General features: G+C 71.8%; 22 protein-coding genes. 11 read left to right on the top strand and 11 right to left on the bottom strand.

Annotated features, from left to right (window positions below; translation table 11 throughout):
* Positions 1 to 124 precede the first annotated feature (124 nt).
* Genes ACZ52J_RS31185 through ACZ52J_RS31200 form a run of 4 tightly spaced genes read left to right on the top strand, consistent with a single transcriptional unit; the run spans position 125 to position 3,045 of the window.
* The gene (locus ACZ52J_RS31185) at positions 125 to 1,114 is read left to right on the top strand and encodes a methyltransferase domain-containing protein (RefSeq protein WP_465623510.1); all 990 of its coding nucleotides are present in this window, start codon (positions 125 to 127) and stop codon (positions 1,112 to 1,114) included.
* On the top strand, positions 1,111 to 1,506 hold the full coding sequence (locus tag ACZ52J_RS31190; RefSeq protein ID WP_360502028.1) for a cupin domain-containing protein: 396 nt from the start codon (positions 1,111 to 1,113) through the stop codon (positions 1,504 to 1,506). Before ACZ52J_RS31185 ends, ACZ52J_RS31190 begins: the two co-directional genes overlap by 4 nt.
* Complete coding sequence (locus ACZ52J_RS31195) at positions 1,503 to 2,543, top strand: pyridoxal phosphate-dependent aminotransferase (RefSeq protein ID WP_465623511.1); 1,041 nt, start codon at positions 1,503 to 1,505, stop codon at positions 2,541 to 2,543. The genes ACZ52J_RS31190 and ACZ52J_RS31195 overlap by 4 nt, the downstream gene beginning before the upstream one ends.
* A gap of 37 nt (positions 2,544 to 2,580) precedes the next feature.
* On the top strand, positions 2,581 to 3,045 hold the full coding sequence (locus ACZ52J_RS31200) for a VOC family protein (RefSeq protein ID WP_465623512.1): 465 nt from the start codon (positions 2,581 to 2,583) through the stop codon (positions 3,043 to 3,045).
* A gap of 167 nt (positions 3,046 to 3,212) precedes the next feature.
* Here ACZ52J_RS31200 and ACZ52J_RS31205 read toward each other — a convergent pair whose 3' ends face one another.
* From ACZ52J_RS31205 to ACZ52J_RS31235, 7 genes are all read right to left on the bottom strand, one after another.
* A complete protein-coding gene (locus tag ACZ52J_RS31205; protein WP_465623514.1) occupies positions 3,213 to 4,058 on the bottom strand; it encodes a class I SAM-dependent methyltransferase in 846 nt (281 codons plus the stop codon).
* Positions 4,059 to 4,134: 76 nt separating this feature from the next.
* Complete coding sequence (locus tag ACZ52J_RS31210; RefSeq protein WP_465623515.1) at positions 4,135 to 4,905, bottom strand: O-methyltransferase; 771 nt, start codon at positions 4,903 to 4,905, stop codon at positions 4,135 to 4,137.
* A 79-nt stretch (positions 4,906 to 4,984) separates the two neighbouring features.
* Positions 4,985 to 5,782, bottom strand: a complete 798-nt coding sequence (locus ACZ52J_RS31215) for an FAD-binding oxidoreductase (RefSeq protein ID WP_465623517.1) — start codon at positions 5,780 to 5,782, stop codon at positions 4,985 to 4,987.
* Positions 5,783 to 5,980: 198 nt separating this feature from the next.
* The gene (locus ACZ52J_RS31220; protein WP_360502044.1) at positions 5,981 to 6,601 is read right to left on the bottom strand and encodes a response regulator; all 621 of its coding nucleotides are present in this window, start codon (positions 6,599 to 6,601) and stop codon (positions 5,981 to 5,983) included.
* Between the two features lie 108 nt (positions 6,602 to 6,709).
* Entirely contained in the window at positions 6,710 to 8,101 is a 1,392-nt protein-coding gene (locus ACZ52J_RS31225; RefSeq protein WP_465623518.1) for an MFS transporter, read from the bottom strand.
* Positions 8,102 to 8,478: 377 nt separating this feature from the next.
* Positions 8,479 to 8,823, bottom strand: a complete 345-nt coding sequence (locus ACZ52J_RS31230) for a VOC family protein (protein WP_360502050.1) — start codon at positions 8,821 to 8,823, stop codon at positions 8,479 to 8,481.
* A gap of 13 nt (positions 8,824 to 8,836) precedes the next feature.
* Complete coding sequence (locus ACZ52J_RS31235) at positions 8,837 to 9,007, bottom strand: ribbon-helix-helix domain-containing protein (protein ID WP_360502052.1); 171 nt, start codon at positions 9,005 to 9,007, stop codon at positions 8,837 to 8,839.
* Positions 9,008 to 9,320: 313 nt separating this feature from the next.
* On the opposite strand from ACZ52J_RS31235, the gene ACZ52J_RS31240 reads away from it, so the two are divergent.
* Positions 9,321 to 10,352 (top strand): class I SAM-dependent methyltransferase, encoded by a 1,032-nt coding sequence (locus ACZ52J_RS31240; RefSeq protein ID WP_465623519.1) that lies wholly within the window; start codon positions 9,321 to 9,323, stop codon positions 10,350 to 10,352.
* 126 nt (positions 10,353 to 10,478) lie between these two features.
* On the opposite strand, the gene ACZ52J_RS31245 is transcribed toward ACZ52J_RS31240, so the two are convergent.
* Complete coding sequence (locus ACZ52J_RS31245; RefSeq protein WP_465623521.1) at positions 10,479 to 11,684, bottom strand: cytochrome P450; 1,206 nt, start codon at positions 11,682 to 11,684, stop codon at positions 10,479 to 10,481.
* A gap of 328 nt (positions 11,685 to 12,012) precedes the next feature.
* On the opposite strand from ACZ52J_RS31245, the gene ACZ52J_RS31250 reads away from it, so the two are divergent.
* Positions 12,013 to 12,870: a class I SAM-dependent methyltransferase gene (locus ACZ52J_RS31250; RefSeq protein WP_465623522.1), complete on the top strand. Its 858-nt coding sequence runs from the start codon at positions 12,013 to 12,015 to the stop codon at positions 12,868 to 12,870.
* 34 nt (positions 12,871 to 12,904) lie between these two features.
* On the opposite strand, the gene ACZ52J_RS31255 is transcribed toward ACZ52J_RS31250, so the two are convergent.
* The 3 genes from ACZ52J_RS31255 to ACZ52J_RS31265 all read right to left on the bottom strand — a co-directional run bounded on the left by ACZ52J_RS31255 (position 12,905) and on the right by ACZ52J_RS31265 (position 15,582).
* Positions 12,905 to 13,762: a class I SAM-dependent methyltransferase gene (locus ACZ52J_RS31255; protein ID WP_465623523.1), complete on the bottom strand. Its 858-nt coding sequence runs from the start codon at positions 13,760 to 13,762 to the stop codon at positions 12,905 to 12,907.
* Between the two features lie 347 nt (positions 13,763 to 14,109).
* On the bottom strand, positions 14,110 to 14,295 hold the full coding sequence (locus tag ACZ52J_RS31260) for a tautomerase family protein (protein WP_360502064.1): 186 nt from the start codon (positions 14,293 to 14,295) through the stop codon (positions 14,110 to 14,112).
* Between the two features lie 264 nt (positions 14,296 to 14,559).
* Entirely contained in the window at positions 14,560 to 15,582 is a 1,023-nt protein-coding gene (locus ACZ52J_RS31265; RefSeq protein WP_465623525.1) for a ParB/RepB/Spo0J family partition protein, read from the bottom strand.
* A 435-nt stretch (positions 15,583 to 16,017) separates the two neighbouring features.
* Between ACZ52J_RS31265 and asnB the strand changes: the two genes are divergently transcribed.
* The 5 genes from asnB to ACZ52J_RS31290 are packed head-to-tail and all read left to right on the top strand — an operon-like array spanning position 16,018 to position 22,507.
* Positions 16,018 to 17,826: an asparagine synthase (glutamine-hydrolyzing) gene (asnB, locus tag ACZ52J_RS31270; protein WP_465623527.1), complete on the top strand. Its 1,809-nt coding sequence runs from the start codon at positions 16,018 to 16,020 to the stop codon at positions 17,824 to 17,826.
* Entirely contained in the window at positions 17,823 to 18,869 is a 1,047-nt protein-coding gene (locus tag ACZ52J_RS31275; protein ID WP_465623528.1) for a PrpF domain-containing protein, read from the top strand. The genes asnB and ACZ52J_RS31275 overlap by 4 nt, the downstream gene beginning before the upstream one ends.
* Positions 18,848 to 19,978, top strand: a complete 1,131-nt coding sequence (locus tag ACZ52J_RS31280) for an acyl-CoA dehydrogenase family protein (RefSeq protein WP_465623530.1) — start codon at positions 18,848 to 18,850, stop codon at positions 19,976 to 19,978. Before ACZ52J_RS31275 ends, ACZ52J_RS31280 begins: the two co-directional genes overlap by 22 nt.
* Positions 19,966 to 21,357, top strand: a complete 1,392-nt coding sequence (locus tag ACZ52J_RS31285; RefSeq protein WP_465623532.1) for a dihydroorotase — start codon at positions 19,966 to 19,968, stop codon at positions 21,355 to 21,357. The genes ACZ52J_RS31280 and ACZ52J_RS31285 overlap by 13 nt, the downstream gene beginning before the upstream one ends.
* Complete coding sequence (locus tag ACZ52J_RS31290; RefSeq protein ID WP_360502080.1) at positions 21,350 to 22,507, top strand: FAD-dependent monooxygenase; 1,158 nt, start codon at positions 21,350 to 21,352, stop codon at positions 22,505 to 22,507. Before ACZ52J_RS31285 ends, ACZ52J_RS31290 begins: the two co-directional genes overlap by 8 nt.
* The last annotated feature ends 15 nt before the right edge of the window (positions 22,508 to 22,522 follow it).

A 22,522-nucleotide genomic window follows, 5' to 3' on the forward strand; every position in this document is an offset into this window, starting at 1 on the left:
GTCGGCGGGGGCGGTCGCGCCGCCCCCGCCGACGCACCGGTTTTCCGCAGTGAGATCTGAGAGGTGTGAATTGTCGTCGGCACAAGCACTCCCTGTGCAATGGCAAGGCCAGGCGCTGACCCCGTTGAATCCGGACACCGCGTTCAACGGCTACATCTGCGCGAACGTGGTGCACGCGCTGGCACAGCTCGGAGTCTTCCAACACCTGACCGCAGAGCGGACGCTCGACGTTCCCTCGTTCTGCGCCACCAACACACTGGACACCGCCGTGTTCCGGGCGCTCGTCCGGGCCGCGGGCTCGTTCGGGTACCTCGACGTGCACGGTGACCGGGTCCAGGCGACCGCCCTCAGCGAGGACGTCGCCCGGGCCCTGGGCTTCTTCACCTGGGGCGTCGGCGGCTACCACGACATCTTCGCCAACGCGGCGCCGGTCGCTCGCGGCGACCGCCGCTTCCGCGTCGACCTGGAACGCGACGAGGCCATGGTCGCGCTCGGATCCGCCCAGGCGGACACCGCGCTGATGCGCCACATCCTCGACGAGGAGATCGCCGGCATCGACTTCCGCACCCTGGTCGACCTCGGCGCGGGCGTCAGCGAGCGGATCTCCCGGCTGGTCAAGGACCGGCCCGGCAGCCGCGGGATCGGCATCGACATCAGCCGGCCCGCGACGGTGCTGGCGCACGAGACGGTCGCCAGGCACGGCCTGAGCGGCACCGTGCAGCCGGTCTGCGCGGACGTGCTCGACATCCTCTTCAAGGAGCACCAGGTCGACGGCGGCGACGAGGCCGACGTCGTGATGAGCTTCATGTTCCTGCACGACCTGCTGGCCGATCCGGAGCGCCGCGAGGAGGTCATCCCCCGGCTGCGCAAGTCCTTCCCGGAGGCGCGGGTCTTCCTGCTGGCCGACACCACGATCCGGCCGCGCACCGAGGGCGAGGACTCCCGGCTGCCGGTCTTCTCCAGCGGTTTCGAACTCGCCCACGCGCTGATGGGCGTGCCCATCCACACCCGTGAGGAGTACGAGCGGCTCTTCGAACGCGGCGGGATGCACCTGCGCCGCACGGTGCCGTTCGGCGCTCCGCACACCTACCTGTTCGTCCTGGAGGCGTCGTGACCGTGCAGGACCGGGCGACCGGAACGGACGCCGAGATCATCACCGCACTGCCCATCCCGCTCGCGGTCGCCGGGCACCACCGGCCCGCGCCCTTCTACGTCACCGCGGAGATGTTCGGCGGGCTGCCCGTGCAGCTCGCCGGCGGGGAGCTGAGCAAGCTCGTCGGCCGGCCCGTCGCCGCTCCGCACACCCATGACGTCGACGAGCTCTACCTGCTGGTCTCGCCCGAACCGGGCCAGGCCCGCATCGAGGTCCATCTCGACGGCGTGCGCCACGAGTTGGTGTCGCCGGCGGTGATGCGGATCCCGGCCGGCAGCGAGCACTGCTTCCTCACCCTGGAGGCCACGGTGGGGAGTTACTGCTTCGGGATCCTGGTGGGAGATCATCTGTGATCTACAACACCAGTGTCCCGTCGGCGGATTCGCTGGTGCGCCTGCACCTCAGCGAGAGTCCGTTCGGCGCGAGCCCCGCCGCGGTCGCGGCGGTGACCGGGGAACTGGACCGCATCAACCGCTACCCGTCGCCGGAGCGCGAGGGGCTCGTCCGGCACCTCAGCCGGCACTGGGAGGTGCCCGAGGAGCAGATCGCGGTGGCCAACGGCAGCGACGAGCTGGTGCTGGCGACCGCGCTCACCCTCGGCGACCGGGACCGCCCCGGCCTGGTCAACGCCGGCACCTTCCCCGGCTACCTGGCGGCGCTGGAGCGCATCGGCCGGGGCGCCGTCCGGGTACCGCTCGACGGCCCCCGGATCGACCCCGCGGCGTTCGCGGAGCGGCTCCCCGAATGCGGGATCGGCTACGTGTGCAATCCGCACAACCCGTGCGGCACCGCACTGCCGGGGGCGGCGCTCGACACGCTGGCCGCCGCGGCGCGCGGCAGCGCCACCCCGCTCGTCTTCGACGAGGCGTACCACGAGTTCGGCCCCGCGGACCAGCCGCAGGCCAGGAGCCTGCTGCGGGACGGCACCCCGGTGCTCGCCCTGCGCACCTTCTCCAAGGCCTACGGGCTGGCGGCGCTGCGGATCGGCTACGCGCTCGGTCCCGCCGAGCTGATCGCCGAGGTGCGCCGGACGCTGGCCGTGCTGCCGTTCAGCGTGAACCGGGCCGCGCAGGCCGCCGCGGTGGCGGCCCTCGCGGACCAGGAGTTCCTGGTCCGCGTCCGGCGGGAGACCGAGGAGCGGCGCCGCCGGTTCTGCGCCGAGCTCGACCGCCGCGGGTACCCCTGGCTGCCCTCGGTCACCAACTTCGTGACCGTCGCGGTCCCCGACTCCGGCAAGGCCCAGGACGTCCTGGCCCGGGACCACGGCATCCTCGTGCGCGACACCGGGATGTTCGGCTTCCCCGGTCACCTGCGGATCTCCCTCGGCACCGAGGAGGAGCTGCGGGCGGTCCTCGACGCGCTCGACCAGATCACCGCGGGCGTGCGGTAGCCGCGCTCCGCATCCGACGCATCTTTGGAGGTCAACCGTGGTCAAGCCGATTCCGGCCGGCTACGCCGAACTGACGGCGTACCTGTCCGTGGCCGACACGGACGCAGCGATCGCCTTCTACTCCCGGGCCTTCGGGGCGAAGGAGCTGCAGCGGTACACCGCGCCCGACGGCTCGGTGCCGCACGCGCAGATCCGGATCGGCGGCACCATCGTGATGCTGTCCGACGAGTCCCCCGCGGCCGGTCTGCCCGGCCCCGGGGCCCTCGGCGGCACGCCGGTCACCCTGTACCTGTTCGTGGCGGACGTGGACGCCGCCTTCGCCCAGGCCGTGCGGGCCGGCGCGGAGGCGAAGCGCCCGGTCCAGGACCAGTTCTTCGGCGAGCGGACCGGGCAGCTCCTCGACCCGTTCGGGCACCGCTGGACGCTCGCCACCCGCATCGAGGACGTGAGCCCGGAGGAGTTCGAGCGGCGGGCGAACGCGTACGTCCGGGGCAGGGGCTGACACCACCGCACCCATCGGGCTCCGGGCCTGCCGCGCACCCGCGGCAGGCCCGGAGCCCGTTCGCGCACCAGGCACACCAGGCACACGAGGGCTGTGGCACCAACACGGAACCAGCCTGCGTGACATGACGAATCGTCAGTTCACGCAGGCTGGTTCGTCGTCACGCCTCAGGTGGTGGCGAGCAGCAGTTCCTCGATGGTCGAGGGCCGGAGGCCGTCCGCCCGGTCGGCGAAGTAGCGCTCGGCGAGATCGTCCGCGGAGAGGTGCTCGACGTGCCGGAACCCGGCTTCCTTGGCCATCCGCAGGATGTCGTCCGGGCCGAAGAAGCTGCGGAACGGCGTCCCGTCGGCGCGCGCGGCGTGCTCCACCCCTTCCCGTGCGCCCCGCTCCTCCGGGTCGACCAGGTCGACCGGCTGCATGAACGTCATGGCCAGGGCGGAGCCCTCGGCCAGGGCCGCGGCCTTGCGGAGCGTGTCGGCGACCGCGTCCCTGGTGAGGTACATGGTCACGCCGGAGCAGGCCAGCACCGCCCGGCGGCCGGGGTCGAAGCCCTCCTCCGTCAGGCGCTGCCACCAGTCGTCGTCCGCCTCGAAGTCGACGGGGACCAGCCGCAGCCCCTCGGGCACCCCGTGGCCCAGCTCGGTCAACCGCGCCCGCTTCCACGCCTGCGTCTCCGGCTGGTCCACCTCGAAGACCCGCACGCCTTCGGCGCCCCGCGGACGCCGCTGCGCGAAGGTGTCGAGGCCGGCGCCGAGGATGACGTACTGGTCGACGCCCCGGCCGGCCTGCTCGACGACCAGGTCCTCGGTGAACCGGGCCCGGGCCACGATGGACGCCCGCGCCCGGGCGCTGCGCACCGGGTCCATGTCCGGCCGGGACCGCCAGTCGTCGTCCGGTGCCACCAGCCGCGCACCGAGTTCGTCCTCGAACACGTGCGGCTCGCGATCGGCCCGGACGTGCAGGGCCCGCCACAACGCGGTCCGGATCGCGGTCTTGTCCGCCGTCGCCGTCACTGCTGGTTCCTCTCCGTCGGGCCCTCGTGGGCCTCGTGGTCATGGGTTCCCGGGTCCGGCCGGGAGCGGTCCGTCGTCACGCGGGCGCGGGGCCGGTGCCGCCGGCTGCGGCAGCGGCCCCGGCGGGCAGGTACTCCGACTCCAGCACCAGGTCCTTGACCCACGACTGGTATTCGACGTGGGCGTGGTGCTCGCGGGTGCGCCACTGCGTGCCCTCGCGCTCACGCAGGTACGCGCGGTAGTGCGGCGCGCCGGGCACCTTCATGTTGTCGGCCAGCACGATGGAGCCCGGGTGGAGCCACCGCTGGTCGAGGATGCGTTGCAGGTCCGGCAGGTAGGCCCGGGCGATGTGGTCGACGAAGACGAAGTCCAGGAGGCCCGGGCCGAAGCCGTGCTCCGAGTTGAGGCGGTCGATGGTGCGCCCGTCGTCCCCGAGCGTGCCGTGCAGCACGGTGACCCGCTCCCCCAGCCCGGCGTGGTCCCAGATGCGTCGGGCCACCGAGGCGTTGGCGGCGCTGAACTCGATGGAGCAGAGCCGGGCCTGCGGTGCCATCACCCGGGACATCCGCAGCGCGCTGTACCCGCAGTACGTGCCGAGCTCCAGCAGCAGCCGGGGCTCGGCCCGCCGCACCGCGGCGTCCAGTACCAAGCCCTTCTCGTCCCCGATGTTGATCAGCGTGGCCTGCCGGTAGGCGTACTCGTCGATCACCCGGATCGCGTCGTCGACGTCCCCGGGGGCGGCGTGCGCGAGCACGTAGTCGGCGAGCGCCTCCTCCCGGCCGTCACCGACCTGGCCCGTCCGGGTCAGGTTGCCCATCCGCATCAGCATGCTCAGCCGTTTCGCCATCACCGATCTCCGATCCGGGGTCCGCTCGTAGGGGTAGGTGCCGTTCGGCGTCGGTACGTCAAGTGTCGAGCGTCCGGGGTCAAGGCAGCATCAGTTGAAGGTGGTTGACGCTCCGCGAGGTCCACGCGCACGGATCCGCGCCGGGCGACCGCTCCGGGAACGCGGTGCGGTTCGGCGGCCGGTACTGTTCCAGGTGCGTCCGCTCGGACGGAACCCCCAGCGCGGCCAGCGCCTCGACCGCACCGGCCACGAACGGCCCCGGGCCGCACACGTACGCTTCGCGGTCGCGGCACGGCGCGGCCAGCGCCCGCAGCCCGGCCGCGTCCGGCAGCCCCTGCCGGGACTCCAGCCAGTGCCGGACGGTGAACCGGTCCGGGTGGGCGGCGGCGAGGTCGGTCAGCTGCTCCCCGAAGATCACCGATCGCTCGTCACGGTTGGCGTAGATCAAGGTGAGCCGGCCCGAACCGGCGGCCAGCGCCGACTTGATCATCGACATCACTGGGGTGATGCCGCTTCCGGCGGCCAGGAAGAGGAAGTCGCCGTCGAGCGAGGCGGGGGTGAACCGGCCCGCCGGCGGCTGGACGTGCACCACGCTGCCGACCCGCACGCTGCCCAGCAGCCAGTCGGAGGCGCGGCCGCTCTGCGTCCGCTTCACCGTCACCATCAGGGGATCCGCGGTGTGCGGCGAACTCGACAGCGAATAGCAGCGGGTGACGGATCCGTGCTCGGCATCGGGGATGTGGACGGTGAGGAACTGCCCCGGCCGGTACTGGAATTCCTCGGCGAGGTCATCGGGGACGTCGAACACCAACGAGCGGGCGTCCTCCGTCTCGACGATCACCTCGGCCACCCGTAACGCGTGGAAACGCTGGTCCATCGCCGTCCTCGCTTCGTGAAATGCGACGAGAAAGTGCTGGCAACGCTACCGTGCGGGCCTCTGGTCGCGTACGCGTGCCCGACTGGGGACTTCCCCCAGTCGGACACCAGAATTCCCGGTCGGCGTATGCTTTTTGGCTGACCGTCAGCCACGACTCGTTCCGGCCGGCTGCCAGCCGCGACTCGCTCCGGCTGCCCGTCAGCGCCGGGTGGCGGGCTGGACCCCGGCTCGCGTGGCCGTGCGGCGTGTGCCGGGCAGCCGGGCCCCCGCGGACCCGGCCGGACCGACGTTCCGGACCAGTTGGAGCATGTCGCACCGGCCGCTCTCCGGCTCGGAGTAGCGCCCGGTGGGCGACAGCGGCCGGCTGAGGTGCTCCAGCACCCACTCGGACGCGGAGGAATCGAAGACCAGCCCGCCCGCGCGCACCATCTCCACCCCGAGCACCAGGTCCTGCCAGCGGGCGCCGTTGAGCAGGTAGCCGCGGGCCCCGGCGCGCATCGCGGAGAGCAGGGCCTCCCGGTCGTCGAGCGGACTGATGATGAGCACGGCCGTCTCCGGGCAGCAGCCGGTGATCGGGGTGATCACCTCGGCGATGCTCTGGCCCGGCTGGACGATGTCCATCACCACGACCTGGGGGCGCAGCGTGTGCGCCATGGCCACCGCGTCCGAACCGGTTCCGGACTCACCGACGACGTGGAACGACTCCACCTCGTCGAGCAGGATGTGCAGACCGGATCGGTAGATCGGGTGGTCGCCTGCGATCAGCACCGTGGTGCGCGAGCCGCCGGGTGCCTTCGACGTCGCTGTCCGGATCACCATTCTCCCGCCAACTAGTCGGTCGACAGTTGCCTTGTTGCCCGCCGCCGCGAGGGCTTGCCTCCCGGGCACTCGGGACCGGGAGGCGAGCCCCCGCGGCGGCGGGTCCCGCTACGACGTGCCGGCCTTCCGGCCCGCGCCGCGCAGGGCGGAGAGGACCGCCGCGAGGATCATGATCCCCATCATGGTGTAGAAGGCCGCCTTCAGGCCGTGGGCGAAGGCGCTCGCGAGCTCGCCGTTCAGCTTGCTGGTGCCCACGAAGATCTCGAACGCCAGGTTCCGCGGGATCGAGTGCGAGGCCACGAGCATGGCGGTGGTGAAGGAGAAGACCATGCCGATGCTGGAGAAGGTGCGCAGCACACCGGAGGCGATGCCCAGCCGGTCGGGTGGGGCCGCCTTCATCACGGCGGTGCTGTTGGCCGGGAAGAAGAAGCTGCCGCCGATCATCATCACGAGGTTGCCGATGGCGGTCAGCCACAGGCTGCTCGTCGTGGTCATCTGGGCGAAGATCCCCATCGCGACGACCGAGATGCCGAGCCCCATGGTCGCGGGGATGACCGACCCGAGTTTGTCGGTGAGCTTGCCGGCATAGGGCCCCACCACCGCGCCGATCACATAGCCCGGGACGAGCAGCATCGAGGCGTCGATCGGGTCCATCCCGCGGGTGCCCTGGAGGTACATGATGACCAGGAAGAGCACCGCGAAGCTGCCGATGCCCTGGAGCATCGAGGCCAGGAGCGAGGGCGCCATCGACGGGATGCGGAACAGGGACAGGTCGAGGGTCGGCTCCTTCTGCTTCAGCTCGACGAAGACGAACGCCACCAGGAGCAGGATGCCGCCGACCAGGTATCCGATCAGGGTCGCGTCGAGCGGGCCGGACGCCAGTCCGGTCATCGCCCAGAGCACCCCGAAGAGGCCCAGGCCCAGCGTGATCATGCCGGCGAAGTCGAACTTCCGGCGCTGCCGCTCGCTGGTGTCGCGCAGCACCCGCTGCGCCAGCACCAGCGCGATGATGCCGATCGGCACGTTGACCCAGAAGATCCACTGCCACGACACGTAGGTCACCATGACGCCGCCGGCCAGGACTCCGAGGACCGAGCCGAACGAGTAGCCGAAGGCGTTGTAGCCGTAGGCACGGCCGCGTTCCTGCGGCGGGTAGAGCTCCGAGATGATCGCGCCGCTGTTGGAGGCGATCAGTGCGGCGCCGACCCCCTGGACGAGCCGGGCGCCGATGATGCTCGACGCGTTCCAGGCGACGGCGCAGAGCACCGAGCCGAGGGTGAACACCAGGAAGCCGGCTTTGTACATGCGCACCCGGCCGAACATGTCACCGAACCGGCCCAGCTGGGTGGCGAGTACGGTGACCACGAGGAGGTAGCCGACGACCACCCACGTCACGGCGGACAGGGTGATGCTCAGGTCCTCTTCGATCGCCGGGAGGGCGAGTACCACGATCGTGCCGTCGACCGCGGAGATGAGCACGCCGATCATCACGACGAGCATGCCGAGGCCCCGCCGTGGCGGTGTTAACCGCGAGGTGTCCTCCGCCGTGGCCGAGATGCTTTCACTGACCATCGCTAACCAACCCCGCATCCCTCTGATGACTATTACACTAGATTGCTAGCATGCTGGCGCGAAAAGGGCCACGTCCGGCCAGGGCTCTCCACCACGAACAAGGGGGCACCGCATTGGTGGACCATGTTCGCAGCACGTTCACCGAAGCCACCACCGTCTCAGCCCGCTCCACGCGCCGCACACGGGGAACGCCCCCGGCCCCGAAGGGAATCGGGGGCGTTCGACGGGGTGGGAGCGCGCCGGACGTCAGGGGTAACCACCGGGTTCCGGCGGCCGTCGACGCGCTCCCACCTCGCGACAGCCGCTCAGCCCTTGAGCGGCGCCTCGATGCTCCACTCCCGTCCGTCCGGGTCGCGGACCACCATGCGCTGGGTGCCCCAGTGGGTCTCCTCGAACGGGGAGACCACCTCGACGATCGGATCGGGCCGGAAGGTCTCCGCGTCCTCGACGCGGAGCACGAGCTGGACCTGCGGTGCACGCTCCTCAGGGATCTCGCTGACGACGAAGTACGGTCCTTCGTCGTTCTTGAGCATCCCGGAACCGTGCTCGGTGGCGAACTCGATCTTGAAGCCCAGAGACTCCAGGAACTTGGCCGTCTTGCCCCAGTTGTGAGTCTCTACGTAAACGCCCTCGGCACCCCGGGTCGTCATGTGTTGATTCCTCTCACGCGGTTCCGTCTTGTATGTGCTTCTGGCGCTCGGCGAGATGGTTGCGCAGTGCCTCGGCAACCAGTGCCGACAGCGACAGCTCGCGGTCGATGGCGTAGTGCTTCACCTGCCGAATCAGCTCCACCGGCAGGTAGACGTTGAACTGCTTTACCTCTTCGGCAGTCATGCTAGCATGCTAGCACTGCCGGGGTGGGTCGTAAAGAAGTGGCACCGAGTACCGGACGGCCGCAAGGGCCTCGTGTACCGGGCAGCCGCGCGGGCCCCGCGCCCCGGCCGGCGCCGTCCGCACTCCACCGCACTCGACTGCCCGAATAGCGCCCGAGCATTCCGGGAACGGCGGCCGATCCGCGGACCGTCCCCCCCAATAGCGGAAATGCACAGGCGGCCCGAACTCCCCCGCGTGGAAGGCAAGTTCCCCACCCCGACGAGTTCCCCGACCAAGCACCCCGCGTTATGCTCGGCCCATGCGATTCGGCTTAATGGCAAGCAATCCACTTGAATGGCTGCTGGTCAAGTTCAATTTGATCGCGCGGCCCGTCCTCGACACCCAGGTAGCGGGCACATACGTCCACGTCATCATGGCCGCCGTCAAGGTCGGCCTGTTCGACACAATGGCCCACGGCCCCGCCACCGCCGAAAAGATCGCGGCCGGCTGCGGTATCCACCCCGACGGCGCCGCGAAACTGCTCCCCGCGCTGGCGGCATCCGGATATCTGCGCGCCCGGGGCGACCAGTACGAACTCAGCCCGCTCTCCCGCAAATGGCTGGTCACCACCAGCAAGCACGCGGTGAACGACAAACTGATGCTGCAGTTCTACGAGCTGGGGCTGATGGCGCGGGCCGACGAGTACCTGCGCAGCGGAAAGCCGCTGGACTTCCACACCGGCATGAGCGACGAGGTGTGGGACTCCTACCAGCGCGGCATGAAGTGCCTGACGACCGGTCAGACCGGCATGGTGGCCAAGGCCATCCCGGTCCCCGCGGGCGCCACCGACCTGCTCGACATCGGCGGCTCGCACGGGGCCTACTCGGTCGCGCTGTGCCGCCGCCACCCGTCGCTGCGCGCCGTCGTGTTCGACCTGCCCGACGCCGTCCGGCACGCCGCGCCGCTGCTGGCCGAGGAGCGGATGGGCACCCGGGTGCGCCACCAGCCCGGCAACGCGCTGACCGACGACTTCGGCGAGGAGTGCTACGACGCCGTGGTGATCATCGGCGTCGCGCACCACTTCAGCGACGCGCAGAACCGCGAGCTCACCGCCAAGGTGGCCCGCGCGCTGCGCCCCGGCGGGACCTACACCATCGCCGAGTTCCCCGCCGCCAGCGGCGAGGGCAAGACGCAGCAGCTGGCCGCGCTGCGGGACTTCTACTTCGCCCTGGCCAGCGAGTCCGGCACCTGGTCGCCCTCGCAGATGGCCTCCTGGCAGCGCGCCGCCGGCCTCCGGCCCGCCAAGCCGGTACGGCTTCCCGCCAGCGGCGGCCTCAACCTCCAGTCGGGCCACAAGCCCCGCTGACCTGACATGCCCCTGGCCCGGCCTCCGCGAACGGAGGCCGGGCCAGGGGCATGTCGCAGGCGTCAGGCTGTGGGCGTCAGGGTTCGGGCTCAGGCTGTGGGCGTCAGGCTGTGGGCAGGGCCCGCCTCACACCGTGACCTGCACGGAGACCGGGCCCCGGGTGATCATCAGCGGCTGCCAGACGATCTCCTCGGCCAACGCCAGCCGGTCGAACCGGCGCACCAGGCGGCCCACGGCGATCCGGGCCTCCAGCCGCGCCAGTGCGGCTCCCAGGCAGTGGTGCGGCCCACCGCCGAAGGAGACGTGCTTGCGGGCGTTCGGCCGGTCCAGCCGCAGCTCGGCCGCGGACGGACCGAAGACCTCCTCGTCGCGGTTGGCCGAGGCCAGGCCGGCCAGCACCGTCGCCCCCGCGGGGATCACCGTGCCGCTCGCCTCGTGGGGCGAGCGGGTGATCCGGCGCGAGTACTGCACGGAGGTGTCGTACCGCAGCAGTTCGTCGGCCGCGTTCGCGTCCAGGTCGGGGCGTTCGCGCAGCAGGCGGAGCTGTGCGGGGTGGCGGAGCAGCGCCACCAGGCCGTTGGCCAGCAGGTTCATGGTGGTCGCGTAGCCGGCCAGGTACAGCAGCACGACCTGGGCGATGAGCTCCTCGTCGCTGAGCACGTCGCCGTCGTCCTCGGCCCGGATCAGCTGGGTCAGCAGGTCCGGATCCTCCCGGACGAGGTTGCGGCGCTTGGCCTCGATCACGGTGGCGACGCGGTCGACGAGTTCGGTCTCGGCCGTCTCGATCGCCTTGATGAGCTCCGGGGTCGGCTCGGCGACCGGCTCCAGCGAGTGCGCCAGGATCTCGGCCCGCTCCCGCAGCCAGTGGTAGTCGGCTTCCATGCCCAGCATGTCGCAGATCACCAACAGCGGCAGCGGGTAGGCGAGTTCGGAGACCAGGTCGGCCTGGCCGTGCTCGGCCGCCCGCTGTTCGACGCGGTCCAGTGCCTCGTCGACGAGGCCGGTGATCAGCGGGGCGAGCGCGTTGATGGCCCGCTCGGTGAACACCTTGGTGAGCAGCTTGCGGAGCCGGGTGTGGTCCGGCGGGTCCTGGTCCATCATGGACAGGGAGTGGATCCGGCTCTTGGCGACGTTGTCGTCCTCCACCGAGTGGTCGGCCCGCAACAGGTTGACCACGTCCGCGTGCCTGGTGACGATCCAGAAACCCGCCGGGTGCCGGTACACCGGATTGGTCGCGCGCAGTTTCGCGAAGTGCGGATACGGGTCGTCAGAAACTCCCGGTGCGAAGGGATCGAAGGCGTACGGCTGCCCGTTCGTGGCCGCACTCGTCATGGGTGGTGGTGTTTTCCGGTCGACCATGGGATTCCATCCCGTCCTGTCGGAAGTCGGCGGGCCGAAAATGCCGTCGGACGAGGGCATTCGACCAGTTCCGTTTATAGGTAGTGAGGTTGACGGCTGGCAAGGCGGAGCGGACCGGGACGACGCCGGGCCGTCCGAGTGGGGAATCTCCCCACTCGACTGTCGGCGAATGCGCCCGCCGCCGTCCGGCGGCGGTGTTTCCGGGCCTTGCTTGACGCGTAAATCCGGGCTCTCGAAACTCGGAACCGGGGACGCGGTCCCCCGTGCACGCACCCTTCGCCACTGACCCGAGAGGTTGACCGTGCCTACTGAGAAATCGAAGGTACCGGACGAGACAGCAGTGCGGGTGGCCCTCTGGCGGGCCCTGCACGTGCGGACCGACGCGCCTCCGCACGTGGTCGAGGACGAGATCGGACTGCGCCTGGTGTCCCCCGGCGAGGACTGGCACCGGCGTCCGGACATGGCCGGGGACGGGATGCGCGGGTTCCGGGCCGGTGTGGTGGCCCGGGCCCGGTTCGTCGAGGACCTGGTGGCCGAGCAGTGCGCCGCCGGTGTGACCCAGTACGTGATCCTCGGTGCGGGACTGGACACCTTCGTCCAGCGCCGGCCCGAATTCGCCGACCGGCTGCGGGTGTTCGAGATCGACCAGCCCGCGACCCAGGAGTGGAAGCGGCGGCGGCTGGCCGAACTCGGCCACGGCTCCTCGACGTGGCAGCACTGGGTGCCGGTCGACTTCGAGACCGGCGAGGTGTGGTGGGACCGGCTGGTCGAGAACGGCTTCGACCCGGACCGGCCCGCGGTGCTGGCGTGCGCGGGCGTCACCATGTACCTCAGCGAGGAGGCGGTGCGGGACACCCTGGACCAGGCCGCGCGGGCCGCCGCCGGCTCGACGCTGGCGATGACCTTCATCCTGCCCACCGCCTTCGACGAACCGGAGGATCCCGCCGCGCACGCGGCCGCGGGCAAACCGAAGCCCGGGCCCCGGGTGCAGTTCCGCAGCCACTTCACCCCCGACGCGATACTGGGCCTCGCCCGGAAGGCCGGATTCCGCGAGGCCCAGTACGTCTCCACCGAGGAGATCACCGCGCGCTACTTCGCCGGCCGGACCGACGACTTCCGTCCGGCGGCCGGCGAGCCCTTCATGCTGGCGCACACCTGACGGCTGCCCGGCGCACGGGGGCGCCGGTCGGCCGTCACGTGGTGACGACCAGGAGTTCCTCCGCGTTGGAGGGCCGCAGACCGTCCGCGCGGTCGGCGAAGTAGCGGGCGGTCAGGGCGGTGGCGGGGATGTGCTCGGCCGTACGGAAACCCGCGTCGCGGGCCAGCGCCAGCATCTCCTCGGGCTCGAAGAAGCTGGTGAACGGCGTGCCGAAGGCGCGTGCGGCCTCCTCCACCCGGGCGCGGAGCTCCCGGGGGCCCGGTTCGACCATGGCGAGCGGGAGTTGGAAGGTGGTGGCCAGTGTCGAGCCGGGGGCCAGCGCGGTGCCCTGGCGCAGCATGGCCACGACGGCCTCCCGGCCGAGGAAGGTGGTGACACCGAGCGAGACGACGACGGCGGGCTGCCCGGCGTCGAAGCCCGCCGTCACCGCGGCCTCCCACCAGGATCCGCCCGACTCGAGGTCGTACGGCACGAAGTGCGGTCCGGCGGGGGTGTCGAGGCCGAGTTCCGACAGCCGCCGCCGCTTCCATGACTGCGGTCCCGGCGAGTCGACTTCGAAGACCCGCAACGACGGGAGGAGTTCGGTGCGGCGCTGGGCGAAGGTGTCCAGGCCGGCGCCGAGGATGACGTACTGGCCTACGCCGCGGCCGAGTTGTTCGAGGACCAGGTCCTCGGCGAACCGGGCGCGGGTGATGACGGCGGCCCGGGCGAACGGGTTGTCGTCCGGGTCCATGTCGGGGCGCCGACGCCAGTCGCTGCCCGGATCGGCGAGACGGAGACCGAGTTCGTCGTCGAACACCGCCGGCGGGTCGTCGTGTTGCACGTGGAGCGCGCGCCACAGGGCAGTGCGCACCGCGGTGCTGCTGGGCTCGGCGCCGGTCTGCTCAGGCATGGTGCCCCCTTGCGGCGGCCCGGCCGTGCGGCGTTCCGGGGGCTGGTGTTCCGGGGAATGGCTTTCCGGGGCTTGGGGTTCCGGTGTGCGGGATGGTCATGTCCGGTGTCCTCCCGATCGCAACCTGCGGGGTGCGGATCGGCGAGGGGGCTGCGCGGCGCGGTCCCGGGCGTGCGGACAGCGCTCTCCCTGCTGGAATTCGCGGGTGGATCGACGCGCAGCACCACGCACGTCAGGCTGCTGACGGCCTCGCCGTCCGATGACGCGAAGGTAGCGCGCCCGCCGTCGAGATCGCCAGGCAGCCGGGCGGTGGAACGGCCGGGCCGGGGGGCGGCCCGGCCGTTCGCTCAGAGCTCGGAGGCCAGCGTCCCGCCGCGACCCCAGTGGTCCGTCTCGACATCGTTGATGATCACGGTGACGGCGGCCTCGGGGCACTTCACGATCCGCGCGACCGTCGCCGTCACCTCCTCGACGAGCTGGCGGCGCTCGGCCACTCCCACACCCTTCCACCAGTTCACCTGTACCAGGGGCATGTCCGGTTCCTCTCCGTCCGACCTGTCCAGCCTGTCCAACCTGTCCGGCCTATCGGATCCATCGGATCCATCGGGTCTCTCGGGTCTCTCGGGTCTCTCGGGTCTCTCGGGTCTCTCGGATCCGTCCGCGATTCGGCTGCTCACGCGGCGGTCCGCACCGTTGCCGACCGTCGCACCCGGGAAAGTCCTTCGTCGCGGCGGTGGACCGCGGGCGGTCCGTACCGCCAAGATGCACATGCGGGGTCGGTCCCTCCTCCTTCTCCGCTACTCCTTCTCCGCGTCCCGCTGTCGCTGCTCCACGGCGGCCGCGAAGTTCTGCCACATCCGGCCGCACTCCTGGGCCAGTTGCACGATGTCGGCCGCCCGGTGGGCGGGTACGTCCCCGCTGACCCGGGCCCAGGCATCCGCGTTTAGCGCATACATGTCAAGCAAGCGCAGCAAAAGACGCCCCGATTCGGAGAACCGCAGCGAAGGATCGCTGCGCAGGCTGCGCATCAACGCGGACCGGTCGGCCGGCCCGGACGCCTGGATCCGGACGCAGACGGTGGCCCGCCCGGACGCCGCGCGCCGCTCGCGGTCCTGGTCGCGGTCCTGGTCGCGGTCCTGGTCCGGCAGGCCCCGCGGTTCGGACGCCGTCAGGGCCTCGGCACGGCGCGAGTCGTCCCGGACGTTGCGCACGGTGTCCGGGCTGACCCCGGCCTCCCGGGCGATCTCGCGCAGCGACGCGTCCTGCCGGTCCGCGAGCAGGCTGCTGACCCTGGCCCGGGCCGCGGCACCGTTGACCGGCCGCATCCGGCCGTCCCGGCCGCGGCGGTGGGTGATCGGTTCGGCGTCCTGGCCGGAACGCCGGCGGATCGACCCCACCGTCTTGTGCGAGAGTCCCACGACCGCGGCGATCGCCCGGTCGGACCACTCCGGGTAGGCGCCGAGGATCCGCTCGGTGGCCGCCGTCCGTTCGGCCCGCGACAGCGGCAGCCCGTGCGTGACGTTCTTCTCGACCGCGAGCACGAACGCCTCGTCGCTGTCGCAGTCACAGAAGTCGACGTCGATGGCCTCCTGACCGCGCAGTTTCGCCGCCAGGAGGCGGTGGGCGCCGTCGACCACGCGCATCGTGCGGCGGTTGACGAGGATGGGCGGCAGCGCGGCGTCGGAGTTCGCCAGCAGACGGGCGTGCTCGTGGTTGGGCCCGGACAGGCGGGGTGAATCGGGCTGCACGATGTCGGTGAGCGGCAGGCGGGTCAGGGCCGCCGGAGGCGCGGACCTCCCGTCGTCAGTCCTCTCGATCACGCCACCAACGGGCTGAGGGTTCACAATGCCACCTTCCTGCTCGAAGCGACCGTCGCTGCTGATGCAGCTCGTCCTGCGGACTTCCTGTCTCGATGAGCGGTGCTGTGCCTGTTGATGTGCCTTCTGATGCGCCCTCCGATGCGCCTCGACTCTCCGATCGGTTCGCCCGGTGCGCCCGCCCCGGGAGAGCCGGGTGCACCGACGGGCGGCGGTGCCCGTCGGTCGGCGACGAGCTGCCTGTTCGTCGCCGACCTTCCCGCACGCTGCCAGGTGAGAGTCCTACCGGCATGAGTCAGATATCCCGACCCTTCCCGTCTCGGATGGGAATCGTGGCCGGCCCGGAGTTCCCATGCCGTCCGGGCCAGATGACTCACGACACCGCGGCGCCCCGCCGGGTTCGATGACCGCTGTGCCTACCAAATAGGAGGTAGCGGAATGTGCCGTATCTACGGCCATTTCAACGCCGTGGTGCCGCCGGACGACCTCGCCCGGGTCAGCGAACTGCAACGTCACGGCGGCCCCGACGATCAGGGCTGCTCGGTCGGCCCCACCTGGTCGTTGGGCAGCAACCGACTCGCCGTCATGGATCCCGCCGGCGGACGCCAGCCCTACCGCTCCGGGTCCGGGGCCGTTCACGTCGTCCTCAACGGCGAGATCTACAACCACGCCGAACTGCGCGCCAGACTGGGCGCGTTCGGCCACCGGTTCACCGACCACTGCGACGGATCGGTGCTCCCCGCGCTCTACGAGCAGTACGGGGACGCGTTCGTCGACCACCTCGACGGCATGTACGCCATCGCCGTCCTGGACCTGCGCGCCGAACCGCGGCTGGTGCTGGCCACCGACCACCTGGGCATGAAGCCCCTGTACCACCACTGGGACGAGCGCCGCGGCGCACTGTACTTCTCCTCCGAGATCCCGGCGCTCCTCGCGTTCCCGGACGTGTCGACCAGCGTCTGGACGCCCGGACTGGAGTCCTACCTCGCGACCAAGACGCCGTTCGGCGAGCAGACCATGTTCCGGGACGTCGCGGTGCTGCCGCCGGCCGTCACGGCGGTCCTCGACCGCGCCGGAGGGCTGCGCGTCCGGCGCCGGCCGTCGCCCGCGCCGCAGGCCGGCGCCCGGAACGGCGATCTGCGCGCGCTCCTGCACGGAGAGGTCGAGGCGCTGCTGGACGCGGACGTGCCGCTCGCGTCGATCACCTCCGGGGGCCTGGACTCCAGCCTGGTGACCACGCTCGCCACCGGCCGGGCGCCGGGGCTGCACACCTTCAACATCGCCTACACCGGCACATGGCCCGACGACGAGCGGCACTTCGGGCGCCAGGTCTCCGACCACGCCGGGACCAGCTACCACCAGGTCGAGCTGGATCCCAAGGAGTTGCCCGACCTGCTGCCGCGGGTCGTGTGGCACCTGGGCCAGCCCAACGCGGATCCGATCACCGTGAGCAGCTACGCCCTGTTCGCCGCGGTGCGGGAGGCCGGTTTCACCGTGGCCCTGACCGGCGACGGCGCGGACGAGGTGTTCGGCGGGTACGGGCGCATGCGCGCGGCGGCGGAGGCCGCCGAGGCGGGCAGGCCCTGGTACCAGCCGTACCTCGACGAGTTGGCCGTCCTGCCGGCCGCACGGCGCAAGCGGCTCTACACCGCGGACTACGCCGCGGCGGTCGGTTCCGCGCGGGCGCTGCCCGAGTCGGCGACCGACGCGCTGCGGTCCGGGCCGGGCACCGTGCTCGACCGGATCACCGCGTTCGAGATCGGCTACCGGCTCCCGGCCTACCACCTGCGGCGGGTCGACCACCTCAGCATGGCCAGCTCCGTCGAGGTCCGACTGCCGTTCTGCCAGCAGAGCGTCGTCCGGCACGCGGTGCGGCTGCCCGACCGGGACCGCATCCACGGCGGGGAGGTCAAGCGCGCCCTGTACGCCGCCGCGCGCGGCCTCCTCCCCCAGGCCGTACTGGCCCGCGAGAAGCAGCCGTTCACCCTGCCGATCGCCGCCATGCTGACGCCCGGCTGGCCGCTCTGGGACTACGCCAGGGATCTGCTGGCCACCGACCGGTTGCGGCGGGCCGGCGAACTCGACCCCGGCGCGGTGGACCGGCTCTTCGCGGACCAGGCCGCCCGGCCGGGCAACGCCACCGCCCTCGCCCTCTGGGCCCTGCTGGTCTACGAGATCTGGCGCGAGCAGTTCAGCGTCGCGCCGTCGGTCCCACCGTTCCGGGAGCCCAAGGACGTGGCGTCATGATCGGGCACGTCGTCTACGCGCACGGGAGTCCGTGCCCCACCCTCGTCCTCGACTCCCGCCGTCTGCCGCGCAGCGAGGGGTCGTTGCTCGACCGGCTCGCCGTGGCCCGCAAGTGGCTCGATGACGTCGGCGCCGGGCACATCCTGAAGATCGCGCTGGTCGAGCCCGCCGAGCACCCGCTGTTCGACCTGGACTACCGGTTCGTGCAGGCGCTTCCGTCCGGGCCGACCGCCTTCGACCTGCGCGGCTCGTGCGGGCACTCCATCCTGGGGTCCGTCGTCGCCAGTGCCGAGTCGGGGTCGCTGCCCCGGCTCTCCCCGGGGATGCGGGTGCGCGTCATGGTCCGCAACAACGGCGACCACATCGTGTGCGAGATCGCCGAGGCCCGCCGGGATTCCGCACTGTTCGACATCCATTTCGTCCAGCCGGCACCGAAACCGCTGAGCCAGCTGCTGCTGGCCGGCGCGGCCACCACGACGGTCGAGGTGGACGGCAAGCCGGTGCCGCTCTCTCTGGTGTCCATGGGCAATCCCTACGCCTTCGTGGCGGCCTCCACCCTGGGACTGTCCCGCCCGGAGGACCTGTTCGCCGACGACCAACGGCTGTTCGACCGGCTGGTGCGGATCCGGCGGGCGGCCGCGGCCGTGCTCGGCTGGCCCGTCGACGGGGCCTTCCCCAAGGTGGCCGCGGTGATGGCCGCGGAGAGCGGCCGGATCGCCGTCCGCGCGATCTCGGTGCCCACCTGGCACCCGACGATCGCGCTGACCGGGGCCGCCTGCGTCGCCGCGGCCGTCCGGATCAAGGGCACCACGCCCTGGATCGCGGCGCAGCAGGCGGGCGTGCCCGACGGCACGGTCGACATCGTCACCTCCGGTGGGCGGTCGAGCGTCAGCGCCACGGTGCGCAACGGCGCCTACGAGCCGGAGCTCACCTGGATCACGGTCCGCGGCAAGCGCACCACCACCCTCGGGTCGTTCCCGATCGAACCCCTCGCCCGCCTCCAGCCGAAGGAGATCACCGCATGTCTGTCGCTCTCCAGGTGATCGACCCCGGAGGCGGGCTGCCGGCCGCTCTCGTCGAGCGCCTCGACGCGGCGGCGGCGCGCAGCGCGTCCACCGGCCGGCCCGACGAGACGCTGCTGGCCGAGCTCGGGCAGGCCGGCCTGTTCGGCGTCGCCGTTCCCGCCGCGTACGGCGGGTTCGACGGGGACGCCAGGCTCGTCAACCACGTCGTCGCCCAGGTGGCCCGGGCCAATCCGTCCGCCGCGATCATGTTGTTCCAGCACTACGCGGTCAGCGCGCGCATCGCCGAATGGGGCGACCCGGCACAGCACGCCCGGTTGCTGCCCGCGCTGGCCAAGGGCGATCTGCTCGCCGCGTCCGGGTGGAGCGAACCCGGCGTGGGCGCGGCAAAGAAGCGCCTGAACACCACCGCGGAACGGCTGCCGGACGGCCGCTGGCGGATCGACGGCGCCAAGTCCTTCACCACCAGTGCGGGCGTGGCCGGGCTCTACCTCATCCTCGCGCGGACCTCCGACAGCGTGGAGGAGTCGAGCGACGGCTACGGCTCCACCGGTCAGACGTTCTTCCTCGTCCCCGCCGAGGACGAGGGCCTACGCCCCGACCTGAGCCTCGACCTGGTCGGCATGCGCGGCTCGGCGACCGGGTTCGTGTCCCTGCACGGCTGCGTCGTCGACGACCGGGACCGGCTCGGCCCGGTCGGTGAGGCCACCCGCATCATCGCCTCGGTCCGCCGGACGGGTGCGACGCTCGGCGCGGTCTCCCTCGGCATCGCGTCGGCGCTGCTGGACCTCGCGGTCGAGCAGGTCCACCGCCGTCGGCAGCCACCCGACGCGGTCACCCGCTTCCGGCTCGTCGACCTGGCCACCCGGATCGAGGCGACGCGCGCCGTCATCGACCGGGCCGGCCGCCGGGACGCGGCCGATCCGGGCCTGGCCACCCTGCACAGCAAGCTGTTCGCCACGGAGACGGCCGAGCAGGTGGGCGTCGAGGTGGCGCGCCTGCTGGGCTCCGGGGGGTACGTGGTCGCCAACCGCATCAACGGGCTGATGGCCGACGCCCGCGCGGTCGCGCACATGGGCCCCACCAACGACCTGTGCCGAGAGCTGGTGAGCGCCACATGGCTCGGGTGAACGTGCAGCTCGCGGTGGTCAACGGGCGGCTGGTGACCCCGGCCGGTGTCCGCCCGGGCGTGGTGCTCGTCGCGGACGGACGGATCGTCGGGCTCGCCGACTCCGCGCCCGACCACGTCCCCGTCCTGGACGCGGCGGGCCGGTACGTGCTCCCCGGGCTGATCGACTCGCACGTCCACTTCCGCACCCCCGGTCTGGAGCACAAGGAGGACTGGGAGCACGGCAGTCGCGCCGCCGTCGCCGGTGGCGTGACCACCGTGATGGACATGCCGAACACGGTGCCCCCGACCCTCCACCCGGACGCCGTGGTCGCCAAGGCCCGGCAGATCGCCGGCCGTTCGCTGGTCGACTACGCCTTCCACATCGGCGCGGACCCGCTGCACCCCGAGGTCCTGGTCGACCTCGATCCGGCGATCGCCCGCAGCGCCAAGGTGTTCATGGCCGGGCACCACACCGCGCCCACCGTCCTCAGTGATCCCGAGGTCCTCGACAAGGTGTTCGCCGCCGCGGCCGCCTCCGGGGTGCGGCTCGTCCTGCACGCCGAGAACCAGCGGCTGCACGACCTGCTGGACGCCTGGCGGGGCGGTCCCCCCGGCTCCTACCGGGACTACGAGCGGTGGCGGCCGCGCAGCAGTCCCATCTCGGCGGTCGTCCAGGTGCTGGAACTGGTCCGCCGGCACGGCACCAAGGCGCACATCCTGCACCTGTCGAGTACGGAGGAGGCCGACCTGGTCGCGGCGGCCGCCGCCGACGGACTGCCGGTCACCTTCGAACTCACCGCCCACCACCTGTCGTTCACCGATGCCGACACCGTGCGCGGCGGCGCGCGGACCCGGCTGGCCCCGGCGATCCGCGGCCGCCGGGACCAGGACCGGCTGTGGGCGGCCCTGCGGGCGGGCGAGGTCGCCACGTTGGGCAGCGACCACGCGCCGCACACCAAGGACGAGAAGGAGCGTCCGGTCGCCGACGCGCCACCGGGGCTGCCCGGCGTGCAGGAGCTGGCCACCGCGGTGTGGACCGGGATGCGCCGGCGCTGGCCGGACGAGGACCAGGACACCGCGGTCCGCCGGCTGGTGCGCCACCTGGGGGAGACGCCGGCGGACCTGTTCGGGCTGACCGGCAAGGGACGGCTGGTCGCCGGGGCCGACGCCGACCTGGTGGTCTTCGACCCGGACCACCGCTGGATGCTGTCGGCGTCGGACGTCGAGGCCAAGTGCGGCTGGTCCGCCTACGAGGGCTGGACCTTCACCGGCCGGGTGCAGGTGACGGTCAAGTCCGGGCGGATCGCCTACGACCGGGAGCAGGGCACGTTCGGCGCCCCCGTGGGCCGCTGGCTGTCGCCGCTCGACCACGAGCGGGAGGGCACCGGCCATGAGTGAACGGACCGTGGCCGTCGCGGGCGGCGGCATCGGCGGCCTCGCTCTCGGCATCGCCCTGCGCCGCACGGGGATTCCCGTGACGGTCATCGAGCGGACCGCGACCCTGCGGGACGCGGGGGCCGGTCTCGTGCTGTATCCGAACGCGCTGCACGCACTGGCGGAGATCGACACCTCGCTCGCCTCGGCGGTGCGAGCCGCCGGGCACGTCCCGGAGGCGGACGAGGTCCGCCCGATCGTCGGCACCGACGGCGCGGTCGTCGCCACCGACCGGGTGGGCGAGCTGAGCCGCAGGTTCGGCGCGCCGCAAGTGTCGCTCCTGCGCACGTCGTTGCAGTCCCTGCTGCTCCGGTACGCCGGCGACGCCGGAGTGCGGATGCGGCACGGCATCAGCGTGACCGGCTGCACCGACCACGGTGACGAGGTCGAGATCGCTCTGTCCGACGGGAACCCGACGACGGCGGCGGCGGCCCTGATCGGCGCCGACGGCCTGCATTCCGTGGTGCGGCGGCACCTCCTCGGCGCGGAACCTCCCCGCTACTGCGGATACACGACCCTGCGGGGCCGCTCCCCCGCACCGCCCGAGTTCCCGAACGGGTTCATCGTGACCGCGGACGGCATGGGCCTCTTCGCCGCCCCGGTCGGTCCCGGACAGCTGTACTGGGCGGCCAAGGTGGCCGCACCGGCCGGTGTCTGGACCGCCAAGGCCCCGCCGGAGGCGATGGCCGATCTCCTGGCGCTGATGGCCGGTTGGCACCCGGCGCTGGTGGACGTGGTGCGCCGCACCGATCCCGACGCGCCGGCCGTGGTCACCGACATCAACGACCGGGAACCCGTCGCCGACTGGAGCCGGGGCCGGGTCAGTCTCCTCGGCGACGCCGCGCACCCGATGTCACCGGGCGCCGGGCAGGGGGCGGGCATGGCCCTGGAGGACGCGGCCGTCCTGGGCGGACTGCTGTCCCGCACCGCCGACATCCCCGAGGCGCTGCGCCGTTACGCCGGGCAACGCGCACCGCGGACCGCCGTCGTCGTCAACCAGTCACGGCAACGCGATCACGTCGTCCGCGGCGAGCGGGGCGAGTTCAGCACGCACGACAAGGACCTGACCGATCTGTTCGGCTGGCGCGCGGAGTTCGGCCTCGCCGCCGAGTGACACAGCGACCGGACC

It is taken from the genome of Kitasatospora sp. NPDC034035, assembly GCF_055575755.1.

Excerpts from the sequence above, each read along its gene's own strand:
- ACZ52J_RS31210 (WP_465623515.1), bottom strand. The coding sequence starts at position 4,905 with ATGGCGAAACGGCTGAGCATGCTGATGCGGATGGGCAACCTGACCCGG.
- ACZ52J_RS31225 (WP_465623518.1), bottom strand. The coding sequence starts at position 8,101 with ATGCTCGTCGTGATGATCGGCGTGCTCATCTCCGCGGTCGACGGCACG.
- ACZ52J_RS31280 (WP_465623530.1), top strand. The coding sequence starts at position 18,848 with ATGTCTGTCGCTCTCCAGGTGATCGACCCCGGAGGCGGGCTGCCGGCC.
- ACZ52J_RS31255 (WP_465623523.1), bottom strand. The coding sequence starts at position 13,762 with ATGCCTGAGCAGACCGGCGCCGAGCCCAGCAGCACCGCGGTGCGCACT.
- ACZ52J_RS31290 (WP_360502080.1), top strand. The coding sequence starts at position 21,350 with ATGAGTGAACGGACCGTGGCCGTCGCGGGCGGCGGCATCGGCGGCCTC.
- ACZ52J_RS31260 (WP_360502064.1), bottom strand. The coding sequence starts at position 14,295 with ATGCCCCTGGTACAGGTGAACTGGTGGAAGGGTGTGGGAGTGGCCGAG.
- ACZ52J_RS31230 (WP_360502050.1), bottom strand. The coding sequence starts at position 8,823 with ATGACGACCCGGGGTGCCGAGGGCGTTTACGTAGAGACTCACAACTGG.
- ACZ52J_RS31245 (WP_465623521.1), bottom strand. The coding sequence starts at position 11,684 with ATGACGAGTGCGGCCACGAACGGGCAGCCGTACGCCTTCGATCCCTTC.
- ACZ52J_RS31215 (WP_465623517.1), bottom strand. The coding sequence starts at position 5,782 with ATGGACCAGCGTTTCCACGCGTTACGGGTGGCCGAGGTGATCGTCGAG.
- asnB (WP_465623527.1), top strand. The coding sequence starts at position 16,018 with ATGTGCCGTATCTACGGCCATTTCAACGCCGTGGTGCCGCCGGACGAC.
- ACZ52J_RS31285 (WP_465623532.1), top strand. The coding sequence starts at position 19,966 with ATGGCTCGGGTGAACGTGCAGCTCGCGGTGGTCAACGGGCGGCTGGTG.
- ACZ52J_RS31275 (WP_465623528.1), top strand. The coding sequence starts at position 17,823 with ATGATCGGGCACGTCGTCTACGCGCACGGGAGTCCGTGCCCCACCCTC.
- ACZ52J_RS31240 (WP_465623519.1), top strand. The coding sequence starts at position 9,321 with ATGGCAAGCAATCCACTTGAATGGCTGCTGGTCAAGTTCAATTTGATC.
- ACZ52J_RS31220 (WP_360502044.1), bottom strand. The coding sequence starts at position 6,601 with ATGGTGATCCGGACAGCGACGTCGAAGGCACCCGGCGGCTCGCGCACC.
- ACZ52J_RS31235 (WP_360502052.1), bottom strand. The coding sequence starts at position 9,007 with ATGACTGCCGAAGAGGTAAAGCAGTTCAACGTCTACCTGCCGGTGGAG.